27 protein-coding genes and 3 pseudogenes are annotated in these 24,394 nt (G+C 43.4%); 10 read left to right on the top strand and 20 right to left on the bottom strand.

The window, feature by feature from the left end:
* Positions 1 to 333 precede the first annotated feature (333 nt).
* The 5 genes from VL20_RS04140 to VL20_RS04115 all read left to right on the top strand — a co-directional run bounded on the left by VL20_RS04140 (position 334) and on the right by VL20_RS04115 (position 3,832).
* A complete protein-coding gene (locus tag VL20_RS04140) occupies positions 334 to 954 on the top strand; it encodes a hypothetical protein (RefSeq protein WP_052275687.1) in 621 nt (206 codons plus the stop codon).
* Positions 955 to 981: 27 nt separating this feature from the next.
* Entirely contained in the window at positions 982 to 2,172 is a 1,191-nt protein-coding gene (locus VL20_RS04135) for a PEP-CTERM sorting domain-containing protein (RefSeq protein ID WP_052275686.1), read from the top strand.
* A gap of 11 nt (positions 2,173 to 2,183) precedes the next feature.
* Complete coding sequence (locus tag VL20_RS04130) at positions 2,184 to 2,645, top strand: hypothetical protein (protein WP_002762822.1); 462 nt, start codon at positions 2,184 to 2,186, stop codon at positions 2,643 to 2,645.
* Between the two features lie 18 nt (positions 2,646 to 2,663).
* On the top strand, positions 2,664 to 2,870 hold the full coding sequence (locus VL20_RS04125; protein ID WP_002762824.1) for a hypothetical protein: 207 nt from the start codon (positions 2,664 to 2,666) through the stop codon (positions 2,868 to 2,870).
* Between the two features lie 407 nt (positions 2,871 to 3,277).
* Positions 3,278 to 3,832: a Uma2 family endonuclease gene (locus VL20_RS04115; RefSeq protein ID WP_052275685.1), complete on the top strand. Its 555-nt coding sequence runs from the start codon at positions 3,278 to 3,280 to the stop codon at positions 3,830 to 3,832.
* Between the two features lie 77 nt (positions 3,833 to 3,909).
* Here VL20_RS04115 and VL20_RS04110 read toward each other — a convergent pair.
* Positions 3,910 to 4,491, bottom strand: a pseudogene (locus VL20_RS04110) (Rpn family recombination-promoting nuclease/putative transposase); the annotation flags it as partial.
* A gap of 164 nt (positions 4,492 to 4,655) precedes the next feature.
* Entirely contained in the window at positions 4,656 to 5,414 is a 759-nt protein-coding gene (locus tag VL20_RS04105; protein WP_002762830.1) for a sulfite exporter TauE/SafE family protein, read from the bottom strand.
* Positions 5,415 to 5,776: 362 nt separating this feature from the next.
* Here VL20_RS04105 and VL20_RS04100 point away from each other — a divergent pair, with 362 nt between their 5' ends.
* Positions 5,777 to 6,664, top strand: a complete 888-nt coding sequence (locus VL20_RS04100; protein WP_002762832.1) for a lipid kinase — start codon at positions 5,777 to 5,779, stop codon at positions 6,662 to 6,664.
* Positions 6,665 to 6,666: 2 nt separating this feature from the next.
* On the opposite strand, the gene VL20_RS04095 is transcribed toward VL20_RS04100, so the two are convergent.
* Both VL20_RS04095 and VL20_RS04090 read right to left on the bottom strand, forming a co-directional pair.
* Positions 6,667 to 7,722 carry an amino acid ABC transporter substrate-binding protein gene (locus tag VL20_RS04095; protein WP_052275684.1) on the bottom strand — a complete coding sequence of 352 codons (1,056 nt, stop codon included), beginning with the start codon at positions 7,720 to 7,722 and terminating at the stop codon, positions 6,667 to 6,669.
* Between the two features lie 36 nt (positions 7,723 to 7,758).
* Positions 7,759 to 8,498: pseudogene (locus tag VL20_RS04090) on the bottom strand (TIGR00297 family protein).
* 44 nt (positions 8,499 to 8,542) lie between these two features.
* Here VL20_RS04090 and VL20_RS04085 point away from each other — a divergent pair.
* Positions 8,543 to 9,247 (top strand): cytochrome b/b6 domain-containing protein, encoded by a 705-nt coding sequence (locus VL20_RS04085; RefSeq protein WP_052275683.1) that lies wholly within the window; start codon positions 8,543 to 8,545, stop codon positions 9,245 to 9,247.
* 14 nt (positions 9,248 to 9,261) lie between these two features.
* On the opposite strand, the gene VL20_RS04080 is transcribed toward VL20_RS04085, so the two are convergent.
* From VL20_RS04080 to VL20_RS04060, 5 genes are read right to left on the bottom strand one after another with little or no spacing between them, the layout of a single operon-like run.
* Positions 9,262 to 9,501, bottom strand: coding sequence for a 2Fe-2S iron-sulfur cluster-binding protein (locus tag VL20_RS04080; RefSeq protein ID WP_052275682.1), 240 nt, complete (start codon positions 9,499 to 9,501; stop codon positions 9,262 to 9,264).
* 9 nt (positions 9,502 to 9,510) lie between these two features.
* Positions 9,511 to 10,986: a cobyric acid synthase CobQ gene (gene cobQ, locus VL20_RS04075; RefSeq protein WP_052275681.1), complete on the bottom strand. Its 1,476-nt coding sequence runs from the start codon at positions 10,984 to 10,986 to the stop codon at positions 9,511 to 9,513.
* 9 nt (positions 10,987 to 10,995) lie between these two features.
* Positions 10,996 to 11,196: a hypothetical protein gene (locus VL20_RS04070; RefSeq protein ID WP_052275680.1), complete on the bottom strand. Its 201-nt coding sequence runs from the start codon at positions 11,194 to 11,196 to the stop codon at positions 10,996 to 10,998.
* Between the two features lie 6 nt (positions 11,197 to 11,202).
* Positions 11,203 to 11,442, bottom strand: a complete 240-nt coding sequence (locus VL20_RS04065) for a hypothetical protein (RefSeq protein ID WP_052275679.1) — start codon at positions 11,440 to 11,442, stop codon at positions 11,203 to 11,205.
* Positions 11,427 to 11,828 carry an Npun_F0494 family protein gene (locus VL20_RS04060; RefSeq protein ID WP_052278376.1) on the bottom strand — a complete coding sequence of 134 codons (402 nt, stop codon included), beginning with the start codon at positions 11,826 to 11,828 and terminating at the stop codon, positions 11,427 to 11,429. The genes VL20_RS04065 and VL20_RS04060 overlap by 16 nt, the downstream gene beginning before the upstream one ends.
* 115 nt (positions 11,829 to 11,943) lie before the next feature.
* Between VL20_RS04060 and VL20_RS04055 the strand changes: the two genes are divergently transcribed.
* The 3 genes from VL20_RS04055 (at position 11,944) to VL20_RS04045 (ending at position 13,539) form a co-directional block, all read left to right on the top strand.
* Positions 11,944 to 12,246, top strand: a complete 303-nt coding sequence (locus VL20_RS04055; RefSeq protein ID WP_052275678.1) for a hypothetical protein — start codon at positions 11,944 to 11,946, stop codon at positions 12,244 to 12,246.
* Positions 12,247 to 12,301: 55 nt separating this feature from the next.
* A complete protein-coding gene (locus tag VL20_RS04050) occupies positions 12,302 to 12,757 on the top strand; it encodes a (2Fe-2S) ferredoxin domain-containing protein (RefSeq protein ID WP_052275677.1) in 456 nt (151 codons plus the stop codon).
* Positions 12,758 to 12,858: 101 nt separating this feature from the next.
* On the top strand, positions 12,859 to 13,539 hold the full coding sequence (locus VL20_RS04045; RefSeq protein ID WP_052275676.1) for a response regulator transcription factor: 681 nt from the start codon (positions 12,859 to 12,861) through the stop codon (positions 13,537 to 13,539).
* Between the two features lie 94 nt (positions 13,540 to 13,633).
* Here VL20_RS04045 and VL20_RS30980 read toward each other — a convergent pair whose 3' ends face one another.
* From VL20_RS30980 to rplO, 11 genes and pseudogenes are all read right to left on the bottom strand, one after another.
* The gene (locus VL20_RS30980; RefSeq protein ID WP_158499313.1) at positions 13,634 to 13,786 is read right to left on the bottom strand and encodes a hypothetical protein; all 153 of its coding nucleotides are present in this window, start codon (positions 13,784 to 13,786) and stop codon (positions 13,634 to 13,636) included.
* Positions 13,776 to 13,916 (bottom strand): annotated as a pseudogene (locus VL20_RS33580) (RNA-guided endonuclease TnpB family protein); the annotation flags it as partial. The pseudogene VL20_RS33580 and the gene VL20_RS30980, both read right to left, overlap by 11 nt.
* 98 nt (positions 13,917 to 14,014) lie before the next feature.
* Positions 14,015 to 15,826, bottom strand: coding sequence for a group II intron reverse transcriptase/maturase (gene ltrA, locus VL20_RS04040; protein ID WP_052275675.1), 1,812 nt, complete (start codon positions 15,824 to 15,826; stop codon positions 14,015 to 14,017).
* 628 nt (positions 15,827 to 16,454) lie between these two features.
* Positions 16,455 to 17,573 (bottom strand): RNA-guided endonuclease InsQ/TnpB family protein, encoded by a 1,119-nt coding sequence (locus VL20_RS04035; protein WP_052275674.1) that lies wholly within the window; start codon positions 17,571 to 17,573, stop codon positions 16,455 to 16,457.
* A gap of 514 nt (positions 17,574 to 18,087) precedes the next feature.
* A complete protein-coding gene (locus tag VL20_RS04030) occupies positions 18,088 to 18,402 on the bottom strand; it encodes a DUF1622 domain-containing protein (protein ID WP_249264868.1) in 315 nt (104 codons plus the stop codon).
* A 383-nt stretch (positions 18,403 to 18,785) separates the two neighbouring features.
* Positions 18,786 to 19,427 carry a discoidin domain-containing protein gene (locus tag VL20_RS04025; RefSeq protein ID WP_052278375.1) on the bottom strand — a complete coding sequence of 214 codons (642 nt, stop codon included), beginning with the start codon at positions 19,425 to 19,427 and terminating at the stop codon, positions 18,786 to 18,788.
* Positions 19,428 to 19,593: 166 nt separating this feature from the next.
* The gene (locus VL20_RS04020) at positions 19,594 to 20,193 is read right to left on the bottom strand and encodes an ATP-dependent Clp protease proteolytic subunit (RefSeq protein WP_002734165.1); all 600 of its coding nucleotides are present in this window, start codon (positions 20,191 to 20,193) and stop codon (positions 19,594 to 19,596) included.
* A 35-nt stretch (positions 20,194 to 20,228) separates the two neighbouring features.
* Positions 20,229 to 20,915 (bottom strand): ATP-dependent Clp protease proteolytic subunit, encoded by a 687-nt coding sequence (locus VL20_RS04015; RefSeq protein ID WP_052275673.1) that lies wholly within the window; start codon positions 20,913 to 20,915, stop codon positions 20,229 to 20,231.
* 824 nt (positions 20,916 to 21,739) lie between these two features.
* Positions 21,740 to 22,306 (bottom strand): adenylate kinase, encoded by a 567-nt coding sequence (locus VL20_RS04010; protein ID WP_052275672.1) that lies wholly within the window; start codon positions 22,304 to 22,306, stop codon positions 21,740 to 21,742.
* Positions 22,307 to 22,376: 70 nt separating this feature from the next.
* Positions 22,377 to 23,696, bottom strand: coding sequence for a preprotein translocase subunit SecY (secY, locus tag VL20_RS04005; protein WP_052275671.1), 1,320 nt, complete (start codon positions 23,694 to 23,696; stop codon positions 22,377 to 22,379).
* Between the two features lie 249 nt (positions 23,697 to 23,945).
* Positions 23,946 to 24,389 carry a 50S ribosomal protein L15 gene (rplO, locus tag VL20_RS04000; RefSeq protein ID WP_052275670.1) on the bottom strand — a complete coding sequence of 148 codons (444 nt, stop codon included), beginning with the start codon at positions 24,387 to 24,389 and terminating at the stop codon, positions 23,946 to 23,948.
* Positions 24,390 to 24,394 lie beyond the last annotated feature (5 nt).

The following is a 24,394-nucleotide window of genomic DNA, read 5'->3' as shown; positions in this document are numbered from 1 at the left end:
CTATTAAAAAATATTGTTGATACTAGACTTGGCTAAAAAAAAGCCCTAGACTGAATGGTTGACAAGAAAATTAGTCTAGAGCCTGATTAAACCAAAGAAGCGATGCCAGTCGCTCCTTTAGCAGTGCATAGTTGAGGCTAAGTGATTACTAGAATCATTTAGCGCCAGCTTTGTCTATGTCTAAATTCTAGTCTTGACGTTATTGAGCGTCAACTTGAGTCTAAAAATCCTTTGATGGTTGGACACAGGTATTCTCTGGACTTTTTTGATCAAAGTTCGACTTAATTGAGATAATTTCTCATTTACTCTTTCCAAATCGTCAAGGAGAAGCAGATGTTATCTGATCCCACAGAATCCGAAAAAATAGATTTCCCCAAAACCCTAGATATCGCCACCGTTTGCGTTTATGGGCTAGGAATCCTCTCGGCGGGCTTATTTTTATTCCTGCCCTTCGTCAATCTCCTGCATCCGAGTCCGTGGCAGCGATGGTTAGGCACAATTCACGGTTTTGGCTCTTTATTAGCCCTAGTCGTCATTGTTTACGCAGGCCACCTCGCTTTTCCCCTGTTAAGAGGTTCTAGCAAACTCTTGCGGCAAATGCGAACCCTCACCTTCTGGGCTACCGTCCTCGCTTTTTTAGCGATCGCCACTGGTAATTTAGCCTATATGCGCTATCGGGCCGATTTAGAGTTTGGCGGTGCGCGGGCATGGCTAAAGGAAAATTCGCCCCTCGGTCAATACGTCCTCATGGAATACCACGAATTCAGCGTCCTTTTTACCCTACCCCTAGGCGTGGCCTGCACTTGGATTCTCTGGAAATACGGCGACTCAATTTTGGACAAAGCTAACCGACCGGTGTTAACAGCCACTTGCATTGCTCTGATGGCAATGATGTTTTTTGCTATGGGTGGTCTCGTTAGCGGCCTCGGTGTCGCCAAAATTCAGGCTCTGTAAACCCTTATTTGCTGATTCAACTCAAAAATGACTAAAATTCAACTTTCGCTCGTTCTAGCCACTGTTTTCGGCTTACATACTGTGTCTCCTGCCCTAGCGGGTTCGATGTATAAAATCACCGACTTGGGTACACTCAGCCCCGATGGTACGGATACGAGGGCAGCCAGCATTAACAACCAAGGTCAAATCGTCGGTCGTTCCCGCACTGCCGGTAATACCGCTTCTAGTGGCTATATCTGGGAAAACGGTACGATAACGGCTTTACCCCTTACTGGCCCAGTTAATGGCGGCACCCCCGTCACTCTCCCCGGTCGCGGTGGTTTATCTCGTTCTATTAATGACGCAGGGATGATTGTCGGTGCGGGAGATGAAACCGCCGGACCCACAGACCGGGCGTTATTGTGGACTCCTAACGGTTCCGGGGGTTACGACCTCAACATTTATAACTTTGGTGGCCTGGAAAGTTATTTTATCGACATCAACAACAGCAATCAGATTGCTGGTTATCATATCTTTGAAACCAATCGAAGAAACGCTATTTTCTGGGAAGATGGTACGCGCATCAACTTACCTAGTCTTGACGGCGATCAAAATTTTGGTTTAGCCATTAATGACAATACCGAAATCGTTGGTTATGTAGACTCCGATGGTGTAGTGGACGGAACTAATGTCTACAGTGCTGCTTTTTGGGAGCAGGATGCCAATGGTAATTTTGTCCTGACTAATCTAGGAATTCCCAACGGATTCGCCCAAAGTTTTGCCCGAGATCTTAACGAAAATGGCTTAGTTATTGGTCAAGCGACTAATGGTTCAGGAGCCACTTTAACCTCTAGTGGATTCCTCTGGGATAACGGCAATTTGATTAATTTAGGCAGTCTTGGTGGTACGCGAGGCGATGCTTTAAGTATTAACGAATCTGGTCAAATTGTTGGCTTTTCTAATCTTGCTAGTGAAGTTGCCCATGCGACTCTTTGGCAAGAAGGCCAGTTATTTGATTTAAATAATTTAGTCATTAATGGTACGGGTTGGGTTTTAAATCAAGCCACGGGCATTAATGGGCGTGGCCAAATTATTGGTTTTGGCACTTTTACTAATGAATTGGGAGAAACGGAAACCCGCGCTTTTCTCCTAGAATCTGTACCCGAACCTAGCACCATTATGGGACTTTTAGCGGTGGGAATTTTGGGTTTTACACAGTTACGAACTCTTAAAAAATAGGAGCAACTCTCATGACACAACCCTATGTTGATAGCCCTTGGTACGGTAAAATCTGGGCTTTTGTACAACAATTTCCCCAAGGTTTAGCCCAAGGTGCCAAACGTTCTCCCGCTACTTCTGGCCCTGCAGCTGCGGCAATTATTAGCGCCGCAATCGGTTGTTGTTTAATGATGGTTTCTCACCATTTTTCCGATGCAGACCAGACAAAAACCGTAGAAACTCTGCTCTGGAATTTAGGGTCTTGGATTCCTGGCAGTAAAAATCCTAGCAAAATGTGGGGTAATATTGGCAGTTATACCGGCAAAGAAACTATGTTATTAATTGGCTGGTTAATCAGTTGGCCTATACTCCATTATCTCTGGAAAGATCGCAAGATTAAGGCTAAAACAATTCTCTTTTGGTTTTTCGCCCTCATTATTGCCGCCACCGCTATGTCATGGCATCCTATCTTTCCTTATTTACCCTTAACTTAAACTTATGGAGGTAACAAAATGGATGTTCAAATTAGAAAACTTTCCTCTCGTAAAATGCACAATATCGTCTGGATTTTAGTGGGAGTTTTTGGTTTATTTGCTATTACTTTTCCTCTGTCTATGTGGCGAGTCAGCAATATGGAAAAGTTTCAAGGTTCTCATGTTAAATCTTTACCAGTGGAAGGAGAAGTGAATTGCAAATCTTCACGGATTACAACTAAATAAGGGGCTGGCTTAATACTAAGCAAGACAGTTTCAGCTAAGAAGGAAAAAATGTCATATCCTGTGGAGGCAAAACATCAAATAGTTGTTGAAAAGGAGAGACAATTTCTGAATTTTTGGCTGAGACTAAAACCCCCTTTTCAGAGATTTTATCTACTCCAAGTAATCTGGTTAAGCTGTACTAAATTTAAACTGAGTATTGGAAATTTGGCTCTTCTGGTTTCTGTGTGGAAACGAGGTCTATACTGATAGTTTCTTCCGCGGCTCGACTGAGCTTCGCTGAACGTAAAAATAGCCCTAAAAGTCTTGCCCGATAAGCATTTCACGATTCCATAAGCAAAAATTATCACACAAAGAATAAGAGAGCCATTCTCGTACTATAATTGATAGTAGGCTTTCCCCTAGAGATTATGATCGCAGTTCCCAACTACATCAGTCCCCAAGAATATCTCGCTATCGAGCGCCAGAGTCAGATCCGTCATGAATACCGACGTGGTTTGGTTTATGCGATGGCCGGCGGTACGGATAATCACGAGCGCATCGCCTTCAATTTTCTCAAAGTCATTGACGAACATTTCGGCGACTCTACAGACTGTCGGTTTTACTCGGGTAATGTCAAGGTTAACTATCAAGATCAGTTTTATTACTATCCCGATGCTTTTGTTACCTGCGATCCGCGCGATCGCCAAGATCGTTATCTGAAACGCTATCCGAAACTAATTGCGGAAGTGCTTTCCCCCAGTACGGCCGCTTTTGACAAGGGCGAAAAATTCCAAGATTATCAACAGATAGAAACTTTAGAAGAATATGTATTAATTTCCCAAGAAATCCAGCGCGTGGAATGCCGTCGCCGTAATTCTCTGGGGATATGGGAAACGACTATTTACGAGACAGGCGATCGGGTGATCCTGCAAAGTATTAACCTAGAGTTAGCCATCGCCGATCTCTACCGCGGAATAGATTAAAGTGTTAACTACTCTCAAGGGAGTTGAGAGCTTGCTGCTTCCATGGGAATGGATAGACAGCATTTAGTTTACTTGTACTAACTAGCTCGGCAATTTTCCAGCCATTGTTCTAAATCCTGTAGTGACTGAAAATCTAACAAAGCTTCTCCCAAGTTTTCTAACTGTTCTAGGTCAAGACTGCGAATATTGGGCAATAATTCGGGAGAAATGTCCCCTACACGCCGATTTAATTGACGTAAAACTAGGTTAGCTTCTCCCTCTTGTCGTCCCTCTTGTCGTCCCTCTTGTAAACCTTCCGACCAGATTTCTTGATAGATAACTGATTCTTTCATGATGTCTTTCCTCAATAATCGTTGAATGATGTCTTTCTCTAATACTAACCCGGCTAGAATTGCGGTAGATGCAGCCAGATTACTTTGTTCTCGACTATCGCTGATTTGCTCGATTTCTTGGGCAATTTGCCGCAGTAAGTTTTCTTGTTTCTCAGCTTGAGCAAGTATGGCAAAAGGAAACAGTCCGGGAGCCTTTAATAGGGGTTCCGAGGGTTGTTCCCAGAGTCTAATCACTTCAAATTGATGAGAGGTTTTCCCTTGTTTATAATCATTCTGTCGGACTTTGGGGGAGTCACTTTTCCTTAGATAAATAACCACTTGATGGAGTCGTTCCACACCCACAATAGGCATCTAAAATTATGTCTCCTTTATTCTCCCCCCCCGAATTTGTCAAGTATTCTCCGTTTTTTATTGATGAACACGGAAAAAGCCAATCAGGGAGAGACTAGAAAGGTTAGAAAGTTGAGATTTAACGAGTCCGTTGATGCGGTCTAAGAGCAAGCGCGGATGAAGAAATAAATGGCCATCAGTAGCAGAAAAATATAAAAAGTAATCCGCACCAATCGATCCGGTAATTTCGGTAAAAAACGAGTGGTTACTTGTACACCTAGGGAACCACCGATACCTAAAATAATCCCTTGTAGATAAAGAATATAACTGGCTTGGGCATGAGCGAAACAGGCGGCGATCGAATTGAGTAAAACCACACCTAAACTGGTGACAATGGCGATTTTGATCTTTTCTGCCAAAAAAATCATTTGTAGTGGCACCATGATCGCCCCACCGCCAATTCCGAAAATACCGGCTAGAAATCCAGCGATTCCTCCGGTTAGCAGACAGGCTAGATTAGGATTCAATCTAATGGCAGAAACTGGCTCTTTTTGGCTTAAATTTTGCTTGAGATTGGTTAAATAGATATTGAGCAGTAAAAAACAACCAAAAGCCGCTTCTAGGAGGTGTTTGGGGCTATATTTGACCAGATAGACCCCGATAAATGCCGTAAAAATCCCGGGTAAACCTAAGAGGAGAACTCGCTGCCATTTGAGGGAACCTAATCGCCAATTTTGGAGCGTACCTCCTAGGGAAGTGAAAACGATCGCTAAACTGCTGGTAGCCACCGATTCCCCGTAACTGTGGCCCAAATTTAACAGGATCGCCACGGAGATAGTGCCACCCCCAATACCGAATAAACCCGCTAATAAGCCCGAAAAAACGCCCGTTATCAGTAAAATCAAGTAATTGTCTGCCATTATCTTCGTTTCATGGCCTTGAAGGGTCTGAATTTGCTATCATACCTAGAGGCAATGGTAGAACATTTTCTCGAAGAAAGGGCTATTAACTAAAATTTAGTGATCAATGGGGCTAAATTATTGACAATCACCTGATATTTTTTCTGATTTAATTAGGGTTTGCTGAAAAAATAAGGGCGAAGGATTCGGATAGAAAATCTACGGTTTCAGCGATAGGTTATGCCCGAATGCTTCGCCCCTACAGGACTTGCACCTGTTTCGCAAAACCAGCCACTAAAACCCTTACCTCGTCTATATTTCACATTTATTCAGCAACTCCTAATTACATAACCTTTATCCCTGCACTGCTGAGAAACTTACCTATGACTAAAAGAGCTTTACTACTAATCAATCGTCACTCGCGCAAGGGTAAAGAAAACTTTGCTCAAACTGTTGATCTGCTCAATAATTGGGATTTTGAAATTATCAGCGTCCCTTTGAAAAAGGTAGAAGATATACCTTTTTTGCTGGAAAAATATCGCTCTAGTATTGATTTAGTTATTGTCGGTGGTGGCGATGGGACTCTTAATGCTATGGCGGATATGTTGGTAGAAACTCAACTGCCTTTAGGCATTATACCTCTGGGAACGGCTAATGATTTAGCCCGGACTTTAGGGATACCGAATTCTATTGCCGAAGCCTGTCGAATTATTGCGGAAGGTAATTTAAAATATATCGATCTAGGTTGGGTAAATAATAAATACTTTTTCAACGTGGCTAGTTTAGGATTAAGTGTGAAAATTACCCAAAAACTGAACAAGGGTTTAAAGCGACGTTTGGGGATTTTGGCCTACGCTTGGACAGCTTTACAGGTATTAAGTAAAACTCGTCCTTTTACCGCTATGATCGGTATTGATGGCCAAAATATCAAAGTTAAAACCCTACAAATAGCGATCGGAAATGGTCGTTATTATGGGGGAGGAATGCCGATCGCTCATGATGCCCAAATCGACGATCAAAGGTTAGATTTATATAGCCTAGAAATTGAACACTGGTGGCAAATTTTCCCGCTTTTATGGACATTACCGCGAGGACAACAGGGTTTATTATCTTGGGTGAGAACTCTTAAGGGGAAAGAAATTCAAATTCAGACTCGTAAACCCCATAGTATTAACACCGATGGCGAAATTACTAGCACTACTCCCGCCATGTTTCGAGTTATTCCAGCGGCCATAGGGGTCTATATTCCCCGTCAGGAAACACAATCTTAAAACTAACGAAAAGGAGGAGAATACAATAAACCCCCCTTTGTCCAAAGATTATTTAAACCTCGATCGAGTTGTAGGGGTTTACCGATTTCCCGCTCATAAATTTCACCGTAATTACCCACCTGTTTTAAGACTCTTTGGGCAAAATCATTGGGTAAACCCATATCTTCGCCTAACTTCTCATCAATACCCAAAAAGCGCCGAATACTGGGGTCTTTGCTGTCGGCAAAAGTGGCAATATTTTGGGAGTTAATCCCGAATTCTTCCCCTTGAATTAAACTAAAAACGATCGAGCGGACGGCATTCGACCAAGCGGGATCACCATCGGCCACGGCCGGGGCCAAAGGTTCCTTAGATATTACCACTTCTAATAATTGATGATCCTGCGGTCGGGGAAAAACCGAGCGCCGGGCCACCAATTGGGAGCGATCGGAAGTGACAGCCTGACAACGCCCCGCCTGATAAGCTGTATATAAGGCCTCCACATCATCGGAAACGATCGGTTTATAACCTTGAACTGCCGCTTTTGCCATGGCATCGGCCAGATTTTGTTCCGTGGTGGTTCCCGACAGCACACAAATGGACTTTCCGCTTAAATCTTCTAATTTCTTAATATTACTGGCTTTCGTGGCCATAATTCCCTGACCATCATAGAAAACCGGGGTGATAAACTCCATCCCCAGGGCGGTATCCCGGTTAATCGTCCAGGTGGTGTTGCGACTGAGGATATCCACTTCTCCCGTCTGTACGGCAGTAAATCTCTCTTGGGGGCTAAGTTTACGATATTCGACTTTAGAGGGATCATCAAAGAGAGCCGCAGCGATAGCTCGGCAAATTTGCACATCTAAGCCCGAATATTCGCCTTTTTCATTAACAAAGCTGAACCCCGACACTTCTCCGTTAATGCCACAAATTAACTTACCGCGATTTTTCACCGTTTGCAAGCGGCCAGCATCGGGACTACTTGCGGTGTTAGAACTAGAATTAGATTGATTTTCCGTCCCACAGGCAGTAATTAGCAGTAAAAGCAGGGACAATGCACAAAAACGCCACTTTAGCATAGATATTCTCTGAAAAATTTTTTTAGTCACTTAATTTTAGCGGAAAGACCAGAGCAAGCTTAACAGTATAGCCACGATCGCACCGATAACCGTATTGATCACATTGACCAATTCATTAGTTAACCACAGAAAGCGGGTTTGTAGGGTAGCGCCGATGAGACTTTCGATATTGGTGGCGATAAATGCCGCAATTACACACCATAACACACCGATAAGATCGATCGCACCGATAGCCCATGCTAACAGGGAAATCGCCGTGGCTGCCAGCAAACCAGCGAGCGTTCCTTCCAAACTAACAGCACCTTCTGTTCCCCGGGGACGGATTTAAAATTAGTGATTAGATAAGTAGTTTTACCGTAAGCTTTACCCACCTCACTGGCAGTAGTATCGGCTAATTTGGTGCTAAAACTAGCCACATAAGCGAGTATTAAGAGGCAATCCCAGGGAGAAGCGGCAAAAAGACTTAGGATAGCGCAAATTGCCCCCGCTAAAGCGGAACCCCAGACATTTTCTGGACCGCGTACCCCCGCTCTTTTTTCGGCAATTCCCTCCGCTTCCTTGCGTGCTAAACCGATGCGGGTGACAGTAGAACCGACGAGGAAATAGAATAAAACAATTAGATAACCGCGCCATCCCAAGCTTCCCCAGACAATCACCCCTAAAACCCAAGCATGGAGATAACCCATCCGAGTTAAGAGCTTTTTTGGGGCAATCCAGGCGATTCCGAGGAGGACGGTATTGAGAAGAACAGCGACGAGCCAAGGATTAGTTAACATAGTATCTGGGCAAGTTTACATACCCTATTGTATCGATCGAGTTCATGAAAACTAATCAACCTTATCAACCTCTTTTACTGCGAATTCTGCACGGATTCACGGGAATTGCCCTCATTGCCGCCATGGTTACGGCCTATTGGACCTATGATACTTTTGACGGTCGTTGGTTAAAACTGCCCTTACCAGAATATCAAGAAATTGAAAGTATTCATGGCACTTTTGGCCTCTATACTCTGATTATCTTTCCCGTTTTTGCTATCTATGCTTTTCGTCGGGGCAACAAAAGATTAATTCAAAGTGATTCTCTTAACAAATTAACCCAATTTGGTAAGCCGATTTGGTGGTATAGTCTCCATCGTTTAGTCAATACTTTGACTCTTTTTGCCCTAACTTTTGCTTTGTATAGTGGCCGGATGATGGATTCCAAATGGCTACCAGAAGGGGAATTAAATCACTTTTGGTATTATGCCCATTTGCTCAGTTGGTTAATTATGGCAGTATGTCTGGTGCTGCACCTGCTCATGACTGCTAAAGTGGGGGGAGTTCCCCTGTTATTGTCTATCCTTAAATGGGGTTTTCGTGAACAAGATAGCCCGAAATTATGGTTATCTCAATTACGTCAATGGGGGTTAAGTTTGCGTCTAGCCAATAGTTTTCAGTGGCTACAATCTCTTAACTTATATAAAGTCTTAGAAATTGTTGTTTTATTGGCTATTATAGCAGCTTGGATTATTCCCAAGTTTGACTAAATCCGAGGGAGCAACTACCAAAGCGGATCGGAGTATAAATGAACAGTTAAAGAATCTCGATCGCTGGGGATACCAGTAATACAACTACAAATTTGAGTACCATCATCTAATTCTACTTCACAAGCGTGACAGGAACCCATTAAACAGCCAGTAGGAATGTCAATTCCCGCTTTTTTGGCTACATCTAATAATAGTTCTCCAGTTTCCGCTTCTATGATGATATCATCGGGTAAAAAACGCACTGAAATAGTCATAATTTTTCCTTACAAATGAGCAAAAATAGGTGTAAGATTTAAATGTTCTTCCAATAAATTAGCCATAGTATCGAGGGTTATTTCTCTTTGTTCACTATAGTTAGCAATTCCCGTAGGCAAAGACAATAAACCGCGACGCTGACGTAGATGATTTAACCAAGTTCTTCGCCAAGAACCATTATCAAAGATACCATGTAAATAACAGCCCCAAATTGACAGAGAATCATTGACAATTCCTAGACTAGCATCTTCCTCGAACATTTTTTGATAACCTGATTCACTTTCCCATTCGCTTATTCCCTGGTGAATTTCGTATCCTGTTACTGGTAAACCCCCTTGGGGATAATTGGATAAAACTTGTCGTTGACGGGTAATTTTTTCGTCAGTAATTACCGTTTTTAACGGCAGTAAATTTAAGCCAGCTGCCTCACTGTCGGGACCTTCTCGATGGTCAGGATCCAGGATTAATCGCCCTAACATTTGCAAACCACCACAGATGCCAAAGATAATACCTCCCCTTTGGTGATAGGCTTGTAATTGATTAGCCATACCACTTTGATTAAGAGCAATTAAATCAGCAACAGTGGTTTTAGAGCCAGGGATAATTACCCCATCGGGATCACCTAAAGATTCCTGTAATTCTAGATAACGGACATTAACCGTTGCTTCACCACAGAGAGGGTCAAAATCAGTAAAATTAGCGATATGAGGCAGACGAATGACAATGATATTTAGTTCAGCTTTAGGTTTTTGGGCGGGGCGATCGAGTAAACTAAGAGAATCCTCGGCACTTAAAAAGATATCACTATAGGGAAGAACTCCCAACACGGGAATTTTTGTATAATCTTCTAGCCAAGTAATCCCTGAATCTAAGAGAGATTTTTGTCCGCGAAATTTATTGATCACAATACCTTTAATTAAAGCTCTTTCCTCCGGTTCTAATAATTCTAACGTACCGACGACGTGAGCAAAAGCCCCCCCGCGATCAATATCCACCACTAAAATAGTAGCGGCATCGAGATATTTAGCCACCCGCATATTAGTTAAATCGCGATGTTTGAGATTTATTTCCGCCGGACTTCCCGCACCTTCACAGACAACTAGATCAAATTCTGCCGATAATTTAGCTAAAGATTCTTTAATTGCTTGCCAACCTTGGTCAAAATAATTCTGATAATAATCCGCTGCCGTAGTGACACCAACAGCCTTACCTTTAATAATCACCTGAGAGGTCATATTTCCCTGGGGTTTTAATAAAATTGGGTTCATTTCTACCCGGGGAATTGTCCCCGCGGCCCATGCTTGCACCGCCTGGGCGTGACCCATTTCTTCCCCTCCGGCGGTAACATAGGCATTAAGGGCCATATTCTGACCTTTAAAGGGTGTTACCTGCCAACCTTTCCGGTTGAATAAACGACATAAAGCCGCAGTTAAAAAAGATTTACCCGCGTGGGATGTTGTCCCCACTACCATAATTGCTTTCATCTAGTTTTTTTATTGAGTATTTTCAGTTAACTGATAACTGATAACTGATAACTGATAACTGATAACTGATAACTGATAACTGATAACTGATAACTGATAACTGATAACTGATAACTGATAACTGATAACTGATAACTGATAACTGATAACTGATAACTGATAACTGATAACTGATAACTGATAACTGATAACTGATAAGTACCTAGGCAAAATTATTTACACATGACGATCATTGCCCCGTAAGGGTTTTAGCTCGATCGGGCAGGTAATTAATTTTGCATGACTACTTAACTGATAACTGATAACTGATAACTGATAACTGATAACTGATAACTGATAACTGATAACTGATAACTGATAACTGATAACTGATAACTGATAACTGATAACTGATAACTGATAACTGATAACTGATAACTGATAACTGACTCCCAACAGCATTAAAAAGAAAACCAACGTTGCAGAGTATTAAAAAATCTTTGCCAGAAAGTGGGTTTAGGGAAAAAGTCCCCTTGGGGTTGCCATTTTTCTATTAATTTCCTTCCTAAAGGAGTGAGACGAAAACTATCGGTTATCCCCTGTCCATCTACTTCGCGCCGCAAAATTCCCACTTTAATCAACCAGAGAAGATAGCTTTCCGCTGCCGCTTCCGTCAGCAGTCTGGAAGTATAACCTTTCTCTAAACCCCCAGCACCAGGGATGCTTAAAAGTGATACACTTTGCTCCAGCATAGCGGCAAATAGGGTGACACGGAAAGGAGAACAACAGAGGGCGCGTTCGGCCCGGGTGATGGTAGCATCAGGATAATTGATGGCGGTAACGGTGGCAGTCGATAGGCTCATAAATTCCGGTCGTTTGGCTATTGATAAACTCATTGTTACATTAATTCTGTCTCAATCCCTGTCAACCCCAATCACCGATAAAATAGGGATGAAGTGTTAAGTAGCTTGAGTGTTTATGCAGTCTCCCGAACCGTTCGATAATAAATATACCCCAGAGGAAGTGGAAGTGGAAATCGAAACCGACGATTTTCCCCCCGTTGCTACCCCGGTTAGTTTCGCTGCCACTCTCGAAAAAGTGAAAACTTGGTACGGCAGCCTGTCCACACCGGCACAGGTAGTCGTGGCAGTGGCGGGGGTTTTTGTGGCTCTTTCGATTTTAACGGCGATTTTACGCCTAGTCAGCGCAGTTTTAAGCGCTTTAATCCTTGCCGCTATCGTTTATCTTATCTATCGTTACATCCTCAAACCGAAATTTTAGTCGGCCATGCACATTTTCTGTTCAATGTCAAGAGTTTAGTTGATAAAAAAAATTTATGGAAGAAGCGGACACTAGAGATATCTTGGGGGAAAATGTGGCTAAGTTGGGACTGGCCCAGATCCAGCGTCATCTATTTCTCTGCTGCGATCAAACTAAGCCAAAATGCTGTGACAAGGAAGAAGGGTTAGAAGTGTGGGATTATTTAAAGAAGCGGTTAAGTGAATTACAACTCGATCGCCCTAGGGCCGACCGTCTAGGTTGTATTTTTCGCACTAAAGCCAACTGTTTGCGGGTTTGTAGCCAAGGCCCGATTTTATTAGTGTACCCGGAAGGAGTCTGGTATGGAAGGGTAAACAAGGAAGCGATCGAAAGAATTATCCAAGAACACCTAATCGGTAATCAAATCGTCACCGAATATGCTTTCCTTTGCCACGATTTACCAGCAATCTCCCTGAACTGTTCCAGAGAAGAACCCGAAACAATAGAGGAAAACAGCGTTAAAACTAGCTGAAACCCTAATTAACTACACATATCTAACTACCTGTTGCATGAGTGCCTGTCAATCCTTTGTCCGTCTCCATTCCCCCAACCCTGCAGCCCAGAAAAATAGCGATGAAAGAGACCAACAAAGACAATAAACAACTTTTATTAATCGACGATGACCCAAATTTAATACTTTTGGTGAAGGATTATCTAGAGTTTCGTGGTTATAGGGTGATAACCGCAGAAAACGGTCGGGAGGCCCTAGCAATCCTCGAACGCGGGGCAAATGCGGCTAAAGCAAGGGAAATGCCCGATATCATTATCTGTGATCTGATCATGCCGGAAATGGATGGTTATGCCTTCCTCGAAACAATTCGTCGCGACAGTCGTTTTAGTGGTCTTCCCGTGATTTTTCTCTCCCCTAAGGATCAAAGTCAGGACAAGGTGACAGGTTTAATCACCGGGGCCGCTGTCTATATAGTCAAACCCTTTGAACCGGAAGAATTAGTGGCCCGGGTGGAGTCTTCCCTCAAACAAGCGGGCCGGTTGCTGAAACGCAGCACCCGCATTCATTCCCCGGATGTCACCCCTGTTCAGGTTCCGGGTAATGTGGAATTAACCCCAACGGAGTTAAAAGTAGTACAATTGGTCGCCCAGGGACTGGCTAATCGGGAAATCGCAACAAAACTCAATGTTAGTCAACGGACAATCGAAAGTCATGTGTCGAATATGCTCCATAAAACCGGTCTTCATAATCGCACGGAATTAACCCAGTGGGCGATCGAAAGTAATAAGCTGTTGACTATCTAGGGTTTGCGGCAAAAAGTTTTTTAGCATACCCTCAATAGTCAACAACTTATCAGGGTTTAGTGTCAGGTGATTGTCAACTCAGCTTTTTTTGGCATTAAACATCCCTGAGATTGTCCTGGTCTGCTAGTTGCGATCGCTCTTTTTCCAGGGCCAATTCCGTTTCCAATTCTTGGCTGAGGAAATAGTTGAGGAAAGTTCGGTTGACATCCTCACCGCCGTAAACGGACGGTGATTCCCTACAGATCAAACAAACTTAATTGAACGATCTTCGGTTGGGTTGACGCTTCACGGGATGCTGCTTCTTTAACAGAAGTCTTACACCTTCCTCTGCGTCCGTTTTTTGAGGTCTCCGATTGCCCACCGGCGACCTTGATAATTAAAGTCAGTAAGAGAGTCGCCTCTCCTACTGCTCTACAAAACGGAACGTGACAATTTCTCGTCATTCCGCTCCTCAACTACACGGGGTTTGTCATTCCTACGTCATTACCAACATATCCTTTACCCAGATGTAATTATCTGGTATGGGCGGTTCTGGCTTGACACTATTGCAGTCAGATTTGTTGCCTAGACTGCCATCATTGGCTGTCTTTTCATCATGGCAATGTCGATGAAGAAGTTGGAGGTTATTGTAACTGTTATTCCCCCCTAGTGATTTAGGGGTGATGTGGTCTATCTCCATTAAATCCCCATCTCTTAAGAAGTGTCCACAGTGAGTACATTTCCCTTTTTGCTTTTTCAACAGTTTTGAAATTTCTGTTGGCATTTCGGGATGAGTCCCCATTCTTGAACTCCAATAAACTAGGTTTCCATCGTAGGGTGAGGCGTTCCCTTTGACCTTCACATAGCGTCGGATTTCCGTTTCTCTATGTTCGTACAACCTTAGAGGATTATTTTCTTCTCTGGTTGTGAAAGCCCAGTTATTGCCACCTATTGTGTGAAAGTGTCTTTTAGAAATCCACTTTCTTCCTTTGTTTCGATGGCGTTTTATCCCCCATTTGATGAGTTTATGCCCTAGGATGTGGGTTAATCTTTCAAAGATTTTCTGACTAACCACTGTTGAGAAGTAATTGCACCATCCTCTTATTACAGGGTTTAACCTTTTAATGAGTTCAGCTTGGTTGATTCCCTTGCTGGTGTTTATGATGCGTTTAAGTTCTCTATAGTGTCTTATTTGACTCTCTTTGTTAGGGGTTATTATTGTTTTGAAACCAAGCAGATTACCTCTGACTTTTCCCGAGGTGTATTTACCGACGGGAAATTGTCTTATATTAAACCCTAGAAAGTCGAATCCAGCTTGTTCGCTTTCATCTTCTCTCAGTGTGTGGGCTATTCTTGTTTTACTTGGTTTTAACTCAAGTCCGATGTTTTGTAACCATCCCTCTATTTCCTTTTTGATTAGGAGAATAACCCCTAGGTTTTCATGTAGTACCACAAAATCGTCTGCATATCGGATTAAGGTCACTGATTTTATTTTGTCTCTAACACTCATTTGTGTCCCGTCTTTGCGTTTCATGTCAAATGAGGGTGCTAGATTCATAACCAATTCCTCTAACCCATGAAGTGCTATATTTGCCAATAATGGCGATAACACTCCGCCTTGCGGTGTACCTTCTGAGGTTGGGAATAACTGTTTGTCGTCTATGACTCCTGCTTTTAACCATGATTTGATTTGTTTCCTCATGGTTGGGTAGGTGTTAAGTTTTTCTAACAGTTTTTGATGGTCAATGCGGTCAAAGCATTTAGCTATATCTGCATCAAGAACATACTTTGCCTTTTTGTTAATGGCTTGGAATATCCCTGCTATAGCATCGTGACAAGAGCGTCCTACTCTAAATCCATAGCTGTTAGGCTCGAATTTGGCTTCCCACTCTGGTTCTAGTACCAGTTTAGCTAGTGCTTGTAAGGCACGGTCTTTCATGGTAGGTATTCCTAAAGGTCGTTTTTCGCCGTTGGGTTTGGGAATCCATACTCGGCGTGTGGGTTTGACCTTTGTTCCCAAGTTTAGTTCAGTCATTAGGGTTAACCGTTGTTTTGGGGTTAGAGATTTAACTCCATCCACACCTGCGGTTTTCTTTCCTTGATTGTCTTGGGTTACTCTACGCACCGCTAACGCTTTAGCACTGTAGGACTTTAACAATAATTTTTGGAGTCTGTGAACCTTCTTGACATCTCCACAACTAGACGCTCTGAAAATTCGTTTTTGTAACTTAAAAACCTGACGTTCAACCTTTTTCCAATTGATGTCTTGCCAAGTCTTCCATTTATCCATCTGTTGAACAGTGGTCATAACTTTTACATTACTACTTACAACTTTTCATTCCATGTAATCGTGAGTCCGTCTGCATATCCTATTCGTTACAAATAGGCGTTGGCTTTTGACTCAATCTTTCCCTACTATTACCTGCTGTATTGCAGAGTTTTCGTCTTAGCTGACTGCTCTTAGTTTTCGACCTTTACTAAAGAGTAATAATAGGGTTACTTCGTTCCTCATAACCTTTGGTTTGTTCCCTTTAGGATGTCATCTTTTTACCGAGTTTTTGGGTAACGCTTGGTATATCGATACAAATCCTTATACCACCCTATACTATTGACCTTTTGGTACTGGCAGTGTGTCAGCCTTATTTCACTGCTTCGCCGTAACGGTAATTCGGACGATGACTTAACTTTCGTTATCCATAGGAACTTGCTTACGGTTGACTTATTTAGGCTATAAGTCGCTTTTTCCGCTCGATTCCCTGCTTTACGGATTGATGGCTAGTCGCTACCGTAAGGGCGTTTGCTTTCATTCCTGCGTCTGGAAGGTAAGACTTGGGGTTTCTAGGATACTAGCCCTCACTTACAAGGTTATGAAGTTGTCATCTGCTGAGGATTAAAGTGCGTACTCAACCCAGTTAGGGTTACTCAACAGAGGCCAGTCATCCCCCTATTTCTAGGTTTCGACTGAACGAATCGCACTTAATTGCAGCGTTTACATCCCTATCATGGAAAGTCCCACAGAAAAGACATTCCCACTCGCGGATATTTAACGCCTTTTTCCCGCCAATATTCCCACAACAGGAACATCGCTGAGACGTTGGCTCCCATCGAGAAATTATCCGAAAATCACGCCCACATTTATCAGATTTTGCCGATAGCATATCTCGGAAAGAACGCCATCCTAAGTCTGATATGGCACGGGATAACTTGCGATTCTTAAGCATTCCCGATGTGTTTAAATCCTCTAAAACTATCGTTTGATTTTCACGAACGATTCTAGTGGATAGTTTCTGCAAGAAATCAGTGCGAGCGTCTTTAATCTTTGCGTGGATTTTAGCTACTCGTTTCCTAGTTTTTTCCCGTCGTTTACTTCCTTTCTGTTTTCTAGAAAGGTTTTTCTGTGCCTTTCTTAGCCGTTTTAATTGTTTCTTTAACGGTTTCGGTGCGTCTATCTTTTCCCCTGTTGAGAGAGTCGCAAAAGTAGCAATCCCTAGATCGATTCCCACGGACTCCCCGTTATTAGGAAGTATTTCGGACTGAATCTCGACAACAAAGCTGAGAAAATAGCGATCTGCTGCATCTTTAATCACGGTGACGCTAGAAGGTTTAGAAGGTAATGGACGACTCCAAACTATTCTTAAATCACCGATTTTTGCTAAAGTAACGTGATATTGATTGATGGTAAAACCATTGTCAGTAAATCTCGCTGATTGTTTAGATTTACGCTTCTTAAATTTAGGAGGTTTGACTTTTCTTCCTTTTCTCTCTCCCTTGCAAGATGCAAAAAAGTTAGAATAGGCTGTCTCTAAGTCTCTCAAAGACTGTTGTAAAGGGATAGAAGAAACCTCGGTCAACCACTGCTTTTCTTCTGTTTTTTTGACTTGAGTTAGTCTTTTAGATAACTCGGTATATTTTGGCTTTTTCTCTCCTTGTCGATAGAGTTCTTGACAGTGAGCTAAGGTATCGTTCCAGACAACGCGCACACACCCGAACAACTGAGACAAAAGCCTCTTTTGTTGGTCTGTTGGGTAAATACGGTATTGATACCTCGCTTTCATTGGGTTAATATGTGGCTCTTCTCGACTTTGTGTGATAATTTTTGCTTATGGAATCGTGAAATGCTTATCAGGCAAGACTTTTAGTGCTATTTGGCGGAATAAACTATCAGTATAGACCTCGTTTCCACACAGAAACCAGAAGAGCCAATATGTGTGTGTCTGTATTTATTTTAACTAGGTCTGTTAATAATGTCAAGTCGGTTAGTAATCAGTGATCAGTAATCAGTAAAAAGACAGTAGGAAACTTCTAAGTACCTAAGCAAAATTAATTACACATATCTAACCACCTCTTGCCTCTTGCCTCTTGTCTCTTGCCTCTTGCCTATCTTCACTAGGAAATTAATTTTGCACGACTACTTATTTAATACTGCACACTTAAAAACTCACATCTGATAACTGATAACTTACCCACTGATAACTGATAACTGATAACTGATAACTGAGAGGTGCGCCCCTGGAAGTTCTTAAGTGCTACATTGAAAATCAGGAAAAGCCGTCGTAAAACGACGGGGTTTTAACCCAAATTTTCGATAATAGCGATGAGGGCGAGTTTTGCCAAGGCTTCTAGAGTAGGTGTGACAGTGGTAGCCACGATGTCTCCACCTAACTGAAACTCTAGGGCTAAAGATAGCCAAGTACCAAAACGAATGCGAAATTGATTGAAGGAAAAAGAAGGACGACTGCGACGGTGACGATTAGACTGCCAAGCTAATTGTAGAGTTTTAATGAGTCCGATTACCACACAAGCGATTGAAAGACTTTCTAGGCAAAACTTGATGATTGCCACAGCAGAGATCAAGCCTGTTTCTAAAGTTGCTAAAAATTCCATTTCTTCCCTGATTGTCCAAGCACAGAAACCCGCCAGAAAATCCCCAGAAAAGCCATTAACCCAATCTTAGCGCCCAAGGCAACAGTTGACAACGATTTTGATTGCTTTAAGTAGGGTTTGCTGAAAAAGTACGGGCGAAGCATTCGGATAGAAAATCTCTAGTTTCACCGATAGGTTATTGCCCGAATGCTTCGCCCCTACAGGACGCGGGCCGATGAAAACGCAAGGTTTGGAAGCACGATTCTCTCAAAATCTTGCACCTGTTTGGCGAGAAAAGCCACAAAACCCTCACCTTACCTACATTTCACATTTATTCAGCAAGCCCTAAGTAAGTAGGTTGGTCTCTTGCCACGAATCCTATAAACCAACCTACCATCTCAAGATTACATTCTTTTTCTGAAACCAACACCCGCTAAACCAAAGGCTAACAGAGCAAGCAAGGAAGAAGGTTCAGGGACGGGAGTGGGAGTTCCATCAAATTGAACCTCAGAGAAGCCGCTAGAAGAGAATCCCCAGTTACTAGCAACAACAAATCGGACAAAGGACGCAGTAACCGGAGAAAAGCTGATCACTTCTGGAGCTATAGGAGCGTTAGCTGCGATAGCAAACTGAGTAGGAGCGCCCGCTACAGTAGTGAAAGTCGTACCATCGGTGGAGGATTGAACAGTTACGCCCTTAATTCCCCCAGTGAAGATGTCCCGATTGAAGTTCCAGAAGCTAAAACCAGCGAGGCTATAGCTGCCATTGAGATTGAAAGTGACATTACCAGTGACAATGTTCGGCGCTGACAGCCAAGCATTACCTCCAATTGCCGTAGCATGATTCCCCGTCAGACTTGGTGTATTACCTGGCAACCCTCTTCCATTGACAGTATCGGCTATATTAACATCAGCAGGATTAATAACACCCATATCGGTGGAAGCAGTAACTCCAGTAATCAGAGCGGCTTGGGCGTTTTGTGCCACCCCAAATATTAACCCTAAACTGGCAGTGGATAAAACAAGGGGCTTAATGGCGAGTTTCATCGGCAAATTTCCTTCAATAATTAACGGAAACGAGTTTATTTTTTTTTTGCCCATTTCTGCTAATTTTGATACAGTTTTTTCCCGTTTTTTATGGTAAAGAAGTCAGGTTGATTATCAGAAAAAAAGGTTAGAACAGGCGAGAAACCTGTTCTAACCTATGGCTGACTTAAGCCGGTCTTCCCTCCACCACCTTATCAATTAAACCGTAGGCGACAGCTTCCTCGGCGGAGAGGAAATAATCGCGGTCCGTGTCTTTTTCGATACGTTCGATGGTTTGTCCGGTGCGATTAGCCATAATTTCGTTTAATTGCTGGCGAATACGCAGGATTTCCTTAGCTTCAATGTCGATATCCGTCGCTTGCCGGCGCCCGGTTCCGCCCATGGGTTGGTGAATCATAATCCGCGCGTGGGGAAGAGCGAGACGCTTACCCGGACTACCAGAAGCCAGTAAAAATGCCCCCATAGAGGCCGCTAATCCCACACAGATAGTCACCACTTCCGCTTTGATGTACTGCATGGTGTCGTAGATGGCCATACCGGCGGTAACGGAACCCCCTGGCGAGTTGATATAGAGATAGATGGGTTTGGTGGGGTCTTCTGAGTCGAGATAAAGCATTTGGGCCACAAGGGCATTGGCTAACCCGTCGGTGACTTCCTGTCCTAAAAAAAGAATGCGTTCCACCGAAAGACGGCTGTAAATGCTAATCCACTGTTCGTATTGGCTACCCGGCAGACGGTAGGGAACTTTTGGCACACCGATAGGCATAATTGGTAACAACTCCTGCTAATTTGTAATAAATCTTAACTAACTTGGGCGAGGGGTTTCGGCAGTTCCTTGCGACTTTCGAGAACGCGATCGATTAATCCGTAGTCTTTCGCCTGTTGTGGGGTGAGATAGAAGGTGCGATCCATATCTTTCGCCAGTTTTTCGGTGGTTTGACCCGTATTTTTCGAGAAAATTTCCAACATCGTCTGTTTGTTGGCGATTACCTCCTTGGCGCGAATCTGGATATCGGTGGCTTGTCCTTGCGCCCCAGTGCGGTTTTGGTTGAGAACGATGGTAGCGTGGGGTAAGGAGGCGCGAAAACCCCTGGTTCCCGCGGAAAGAATCATCGCTGCCGTTCCCATGGCCTGACCGATACAGATAGTATGAACGGGAGGTTTAATGTAGTTGAGGGTGTCACAGATGGCGAAAGCTTCCGTTTCGTAACCGATCGCGTCGCCGGTGTACCAGGATGTGCCGGTAGAGTTGATATAGAAGAAAATCGGTTTTTCGGGATCGTCAAATTGCAGGTAAAGCAGTTGCGCGATAATTAATTCCGTCACGTCCACCCCGACATTGCGCTTGACATCATCGGAGGAAAATAAGGGCAACCCCAGATAGACAATTCTCTCTTTGAGCAGGAGAGATTCCAAGTCTGGTGGTGGTGTCCGATAGGCTGCATCCCCATAATAGGCAGTTTGTACCGCTTTAATCACTGAGTTCATCGAGTTTTTCCGTCATACACAGTATCCTGCTTTTGATTTTAACTTAGTGTCAGCAGAAGTCCCTCCCTTGAGCGCGACGGGATGAATGTTGACACTAAGTTCAATCCAGTGGCAGCACACTTTGTTCTTTTTGTCAAAAAAACTTTCTCTTTGCAACAAAACTACACAATTAATTGATCAACGGGTTGGGTTTTAAAAGGCTCTTTAACCCCCATTTATTGCTGTTCCCAAATAGGTGAGTGTAGATTTAGCAAGGGTTTTCAGAATCAACAGACAGCTAAAAACCCAAAAAAGCACGGATAAGCCTATCATTTCATACTGCGAAATTATACCATAATCGCTGGAAGTATTGCAACCTCGTAAACAAATGAGAATAATTCTCATTAAATTCTTAAGAAAAGATAAATATTGCGAAATGTAAATTTAAATATTCTCAACTATTAAAGCTTGTTTGATATAAAAAACTTATAAAAAGTGGTGATAGACCTCTTGCATAAATCCGAAAACAAACGATAGAAACAATAATGGGAGGGACTTTCAGTTAATTATTTATTAGTAGTTGATAATCTTCAAAAATGTTGCTGTACAAGGATCGACTTAAGACTTTTGCAAGAGGTCTAATTTTTAAGTACCTAGGCAAAATTATTTACACATGACGATCATTGCCCCGTAAGGGTTTTAGCTCGATCGGGCAGGTAATTAATTTTGCATGACTACTTACTGACTGATGACTGATAACTGATTACTGATAACTGATCACTGATTACTGATCACTGATTACTGATCACTGATTACTGATCACTGATGACTGAATGAGGGAAACTTTACCCAGGAGTGACAACTGCTGTTAAAGCCGCCGTAACCGCGTCCAGCGGTTGATTACCGTCGATATGGTTAAGAGTCCCTTTTTGACCGTAATAATCTAAAACGGGGGCAGTTTGGTCGATATAAACCTGTAGGCGACGGGCGATCGTTTCTTGAGTATCATCTTGACGACCCCGTTGCATCAGACGCTCAATTAAGACCGTATCTGGTACAGCCAAATTGACCACAAATGTGTAACTATCGGCCAATTCTTCCAGTAATGCGTCTAAAAAGCTCGCCTGTGCCACCGTGCGGGGAAAACCATCAAGAATCCAACCCTTAGCACTGTCAGGCTGTTTTAAACGTTCCTGAATTAAACCTAACAACAACTCATCGGGGACTAATTCGCCCTTTTCCACATAAGCTTGTGCTTGCTGACCAAGTTCTGTCTTCTCTGTAATTGCTTGACGTAAAATTTCACCGGTAGAAATATGGGGAATCGTCAGAGATTCCGCTAATTTTGCCGCTTGGGTTCCTTTTCCCGATCCGGGCGGTCCCAAAAATATCACACCGATCCGTTTGCTCATGGATTAAATATAGGGTTTTAAGGTAAAAAACAACCAGTAACCGCTAAAAGGTCACTGGTTAACTATCTAACTACTTTTTAATCATGTCCTCATAGCGTTGAGACATGACATAGGTTTGAATTTGTTTCGCCGTATCGATCGCCACCCCCACCAGAATTAACAGGGAAGTTGCCCCCAAACCGCGAAAAGTGGTGACACCGGTGGCGCTTTCTACCAAAGTCGGAATCGTAGCCACCAAACTTAAAAAGAGAGCGCCCAAAAGGGTGAGACGATTCAGCACCCCTTCCAGATAATTAGTAGTAGCGGTCCCCGGACGAATCCCCGGAATACTGGTTCCCATTTTTTTCAGGTTTTGGGACATATCTTTGGGGTTAACGATCAGGGAAGCGTAGAAGAAACTAAAACCGAGAATTAGTAAGCTATAAAAAGCCACATAACCCCAACTATCGGGACGCAGGGCATTAACCAACTGGACTAAAACCTGACCGACGGGGTTATCCGTGGGTAAAGCTTGCACCAATTGAAAAGGTAAGACCAACACTGCGGAGGCGAAAATAATCGGCATCACGCCCCCTTGATTGAGTCGTAGGGGTAGATAACTGGTTCTTTCCCGATAGAGACGACGACCCACCTGACGACGGGCAGAAACAATCGGAATCCGACGGGTTCCCTCCTGAACAAAAACAATGCCGATAATCATCACCAAGAAAACCAGCAAGAGAATCACCACTTGAGCGATCGCTTGTCGGCCACCCTGTTGAGCAAAAGTAATCGTATCACCGAGGGTTTTCGGTAAAACAGCGACAATGTTGACAAAAATCAGCAAAGATGCTCCATTTCCCAGACCGCGTTCCGTAATCAGTTCCGAAATCCACATCACGAACATAGAACCGGCCACTAAAGCGAGAACCGTAGCGGCGATCGAGGGTAAAGTTCCGGCCACAACGCCGTTAGCCACCAATAAACCGAGAGTAATACCGATACTTTGAATAATTGCCCAACCAAAGGCAATATAACGGGTAATTTGGGCAATTTTTCGCCGTCCTGCCTCCCCTTCATTTTTCTGTAAATCTTCCAAAGAAGGAAGGGCAGCGGTGAGCAGTTGCACGATAATTGAGGCGTTGATATAGGGAAGAATGCCGAGGGCAAAAATCCCTAACGTCGATAATCCTCCCCCGGTAAACAGGTCAAGGATTCCCAAAGCGGCGTTACCTTGAATAATTTCTGCTAATCTTGCCCGATCCAAACCGGGTATCGGTACAAACATCCCAAAACGGAGCAGAATCAGTAAACCCAATGTAATCAACAAGCGACCGCGTAAACCGGCCGCCTGTGCCATTTGCATAAACGTTTCCTGTGCCGTGGGAGCCTTATCACGACTGACGACCATTAACAGTTACCTCTAGTGCAGTTTTTTTATGGGAAAAAGTAATCGAGGGGGAAAACTTTCTCGATTTTTTTAAGATTTCCCCTGTCTTTCTTATGATATAGCAATCCAGTCTTCAGTTATCAGTGATCAGTTATCAGTTATCAGTCATCAGATGTGAGTTTTCAGTTCACTGATTACTGTTTACTGCACACAGCAAAAAACTCGCTGCTGCCCGTTCCCCGCCTGCTTCTTGTAATCTCCTGGGGAAATTTATATCTTTTCCCAAGTACCTTGAGCGGCGGTAATTTTCTCTTTAGCACTATTGCTAAAAGCGGCGGCCTTCACCTTGAGGGGAACGGTAATTTCACCATCACCCAGAACTTTTAAAGGGCCGTCGTTGCTGGTGAGAATGTTAGCTTTTAGGAGACTTTCCAAGGTAACTTCCGTATTAGCGGGTAAAGAAGCTAATTTTTTCAGATTAACGATCGTGTATTGACGGGGGTTAACCAAAGGAAAATGCTTTAATTTCGGCACCCGACGATAGAGGGGCATTTGTCCCCCCTCAAAACCGGGGCGAGTCCCTGTCCCAGAGCGAGATTTTTGTCCGCGCATTCCCAGACCGCAACTAGCGCCCTGGCCGGCCGAGACACCCCGTCCCACACGACGACGGCGTTTAGTTGACCCCGGTTGGGGGGCGATTTCGTGGAGTTTCATGGTGA

Origin of the sequence: Microcystis panniformis FACHB-1757, assembly GCF_001264245.1 — a bacterium.
Lineage (GTDB): Bacteria > Cyanobacteriota > Cyanobacteriia > Cyanobacteriales > Microcystaceae > Microcystis > Microcystis panniformis.
The sequence above is the reverse complement of the archived record's forward strand: the minus strand, read 5'-3'. Positions and strand labels throughout refer to the sequence as shown.

Bases quoted from the DNA above. Each gene is read 5' to 3' on its own strand.
- cobQ (WP_052275681.1), bottom strand. From the start codon at position 10,986: ATGAAAGCAATTATGGTAGTGGGGACAACATCCCACGCGGGTAAATCT.
- VL20_RS04060 (WP_052278376.1), bottom strand. From the start codon at position 11,828: ATGAGCCTATCGACTGCCACCGTTACCGCCATCAATTATCCTGATGCT.
- VL20_RS04025 (WP_052278375.1), bottom strand. From the start codon at position 19,427: ATGAAACTCGCCATTAAGCCCCTTGTTTTATCCACTGCCAGTTTAGGG.
- VL20_RS04095 (WP_052275684.1), bottom strand. From the start codon at position 7,722: ATGCTAAAGTGGCGTTTTTGTGCATTGTCCCTGCTTTTACTGCTAATT.
- VL20_RS04055 (WP_052275678.1), top strand. From the start codon at position 11,944: ATGCAGTCTCCCGAACCGTTCGATAATAAATATACCCCAGAGGAAGTG.
- VL20_RS04100 (WP_002762832.1), top strand. From the start codon at position 5,777: ATGACTAAAAGAGCTTTACTACTAATCAATCGTCACTCGCGCAAGGGT.
- VL20_RS04130 (WP_002762822.1), top strand. From the start codon at position 2,184: ATGACACAACCCTATGTTGATAGCCCTTGGTACGGTAAAATCTGGGCT.
- VL20_RS04030 (WP_249264868.1), bottom strand. From the start codon at position 18,402: ATGGAATTTTTAGCAACTTTAGAAACAGGCTTGATCTCTGCTGTGGCA.
- rplO (WP_052275670.1), bottom strand. From the start codon at position 24,389: ATGAAACTCCACGAAATCGCCCCCCAACCGGGGTCAACTAAACGCCGT.
- VL20_RS04020 (WP_002734165.1), bottom strand. From the start codon at position 20,193: ATGCCTATCGGTGTGCCAAAAGTTCCCTACCGTCTGCCGGGTAGCCAA.
- VL20_RS04035 (WP_052275674.1), bottom strand. From the start codon at position 17,573: ATGAAAGCGAGGTATCAATACCGTATTTACCCAACAGACCAACAAAAG.
- VL20_RS04050 (WP_052275677.1), top strand. From the start codon at position 12,302: ATGGAAGAAGCGGACACTAGAGATATCTTGGGGGAAAATGTGGCTAAG.
- VL20_RS04105 (WP_002762830.1), bottom strand. From the start codon at position 5,414: ATGGCAGACAATTACTTGATTTTACTGATAACGGGCGTTTTTTCGGGC.
- VL20_RS04125 (WP_002762824.1), top strand. From the start codon at position 2,664: ATGGATGTTCAAATTAGAAAACTTTCCTCTCGTAAAATGCACAATATC.
- VL20_RS04015 (WP_052275673.1), bottom strand. From the start codon at position 20,915: ATGAACTCAGTGATTAAAGCGGTACAAACTGCCTATTATGGGGATGCA.
- VL20_RS04115 (WP_052275685.1), top strand. From the start codon at position 3,278: ATGATCGCAGTTCCCAACTACATCAGTCCCCAAGAATATCTCGCTATC.
- VL20_RS04080 (WP_052275682.1), bottom strand. From the start codon at position 9,501: ATGACTATTTCAGTGCGTTTTTTACCCGATGATATCATCATAGAAGCG.
- VL20_RS04085 (WP_052275683.1), top strand. From the start codon at position 8,543: ATGAAAACTAATCAACCTTATCAACCTCTTTTACTGCGAATTCTGCAC.
- VL20_RS04010 (WP_052275672.1), bottom strand. From the start codon at position 22,306: ATGAGCAAACGGATCGGTGTGATATTTTTGGGACCGCCCGGATCGGGA.
- VL20_RS04135 (WP_052275686.1), top strand. From the start codon at position 982: ATGACTAAAATTCAACTTTCGCTCGTTCTAGCCACTGTTTTCGGCTTA.
- ltrA (WP_052275675.1), bottom strand. From the start codon at position 15,826: ATGACCACTGTTCAACAGATGGATAAATGGAAGACTTGGCAAGACATC.
- secY (WP_052275671.1), bottom strand. From the start codon at position 23,696: ATGGTCGTCAGTCGTGATAAGGCTCCCACGGCACAGGAAACGTTTATG.
- VL20_RS04140 (WP_052275687.1), top strand. From the start codon at position 334: ATGTTATCTGATCCCACAGAATCCGAAAAAATAGATTTCCCCAAAACC.
- VL20_RS04045 (WP_052275676.1), top strand. From the start codon at position 12,859: ATGAAAGAGACCAACAAAGACAATAAACAACTTTTATTAATCGACGAT.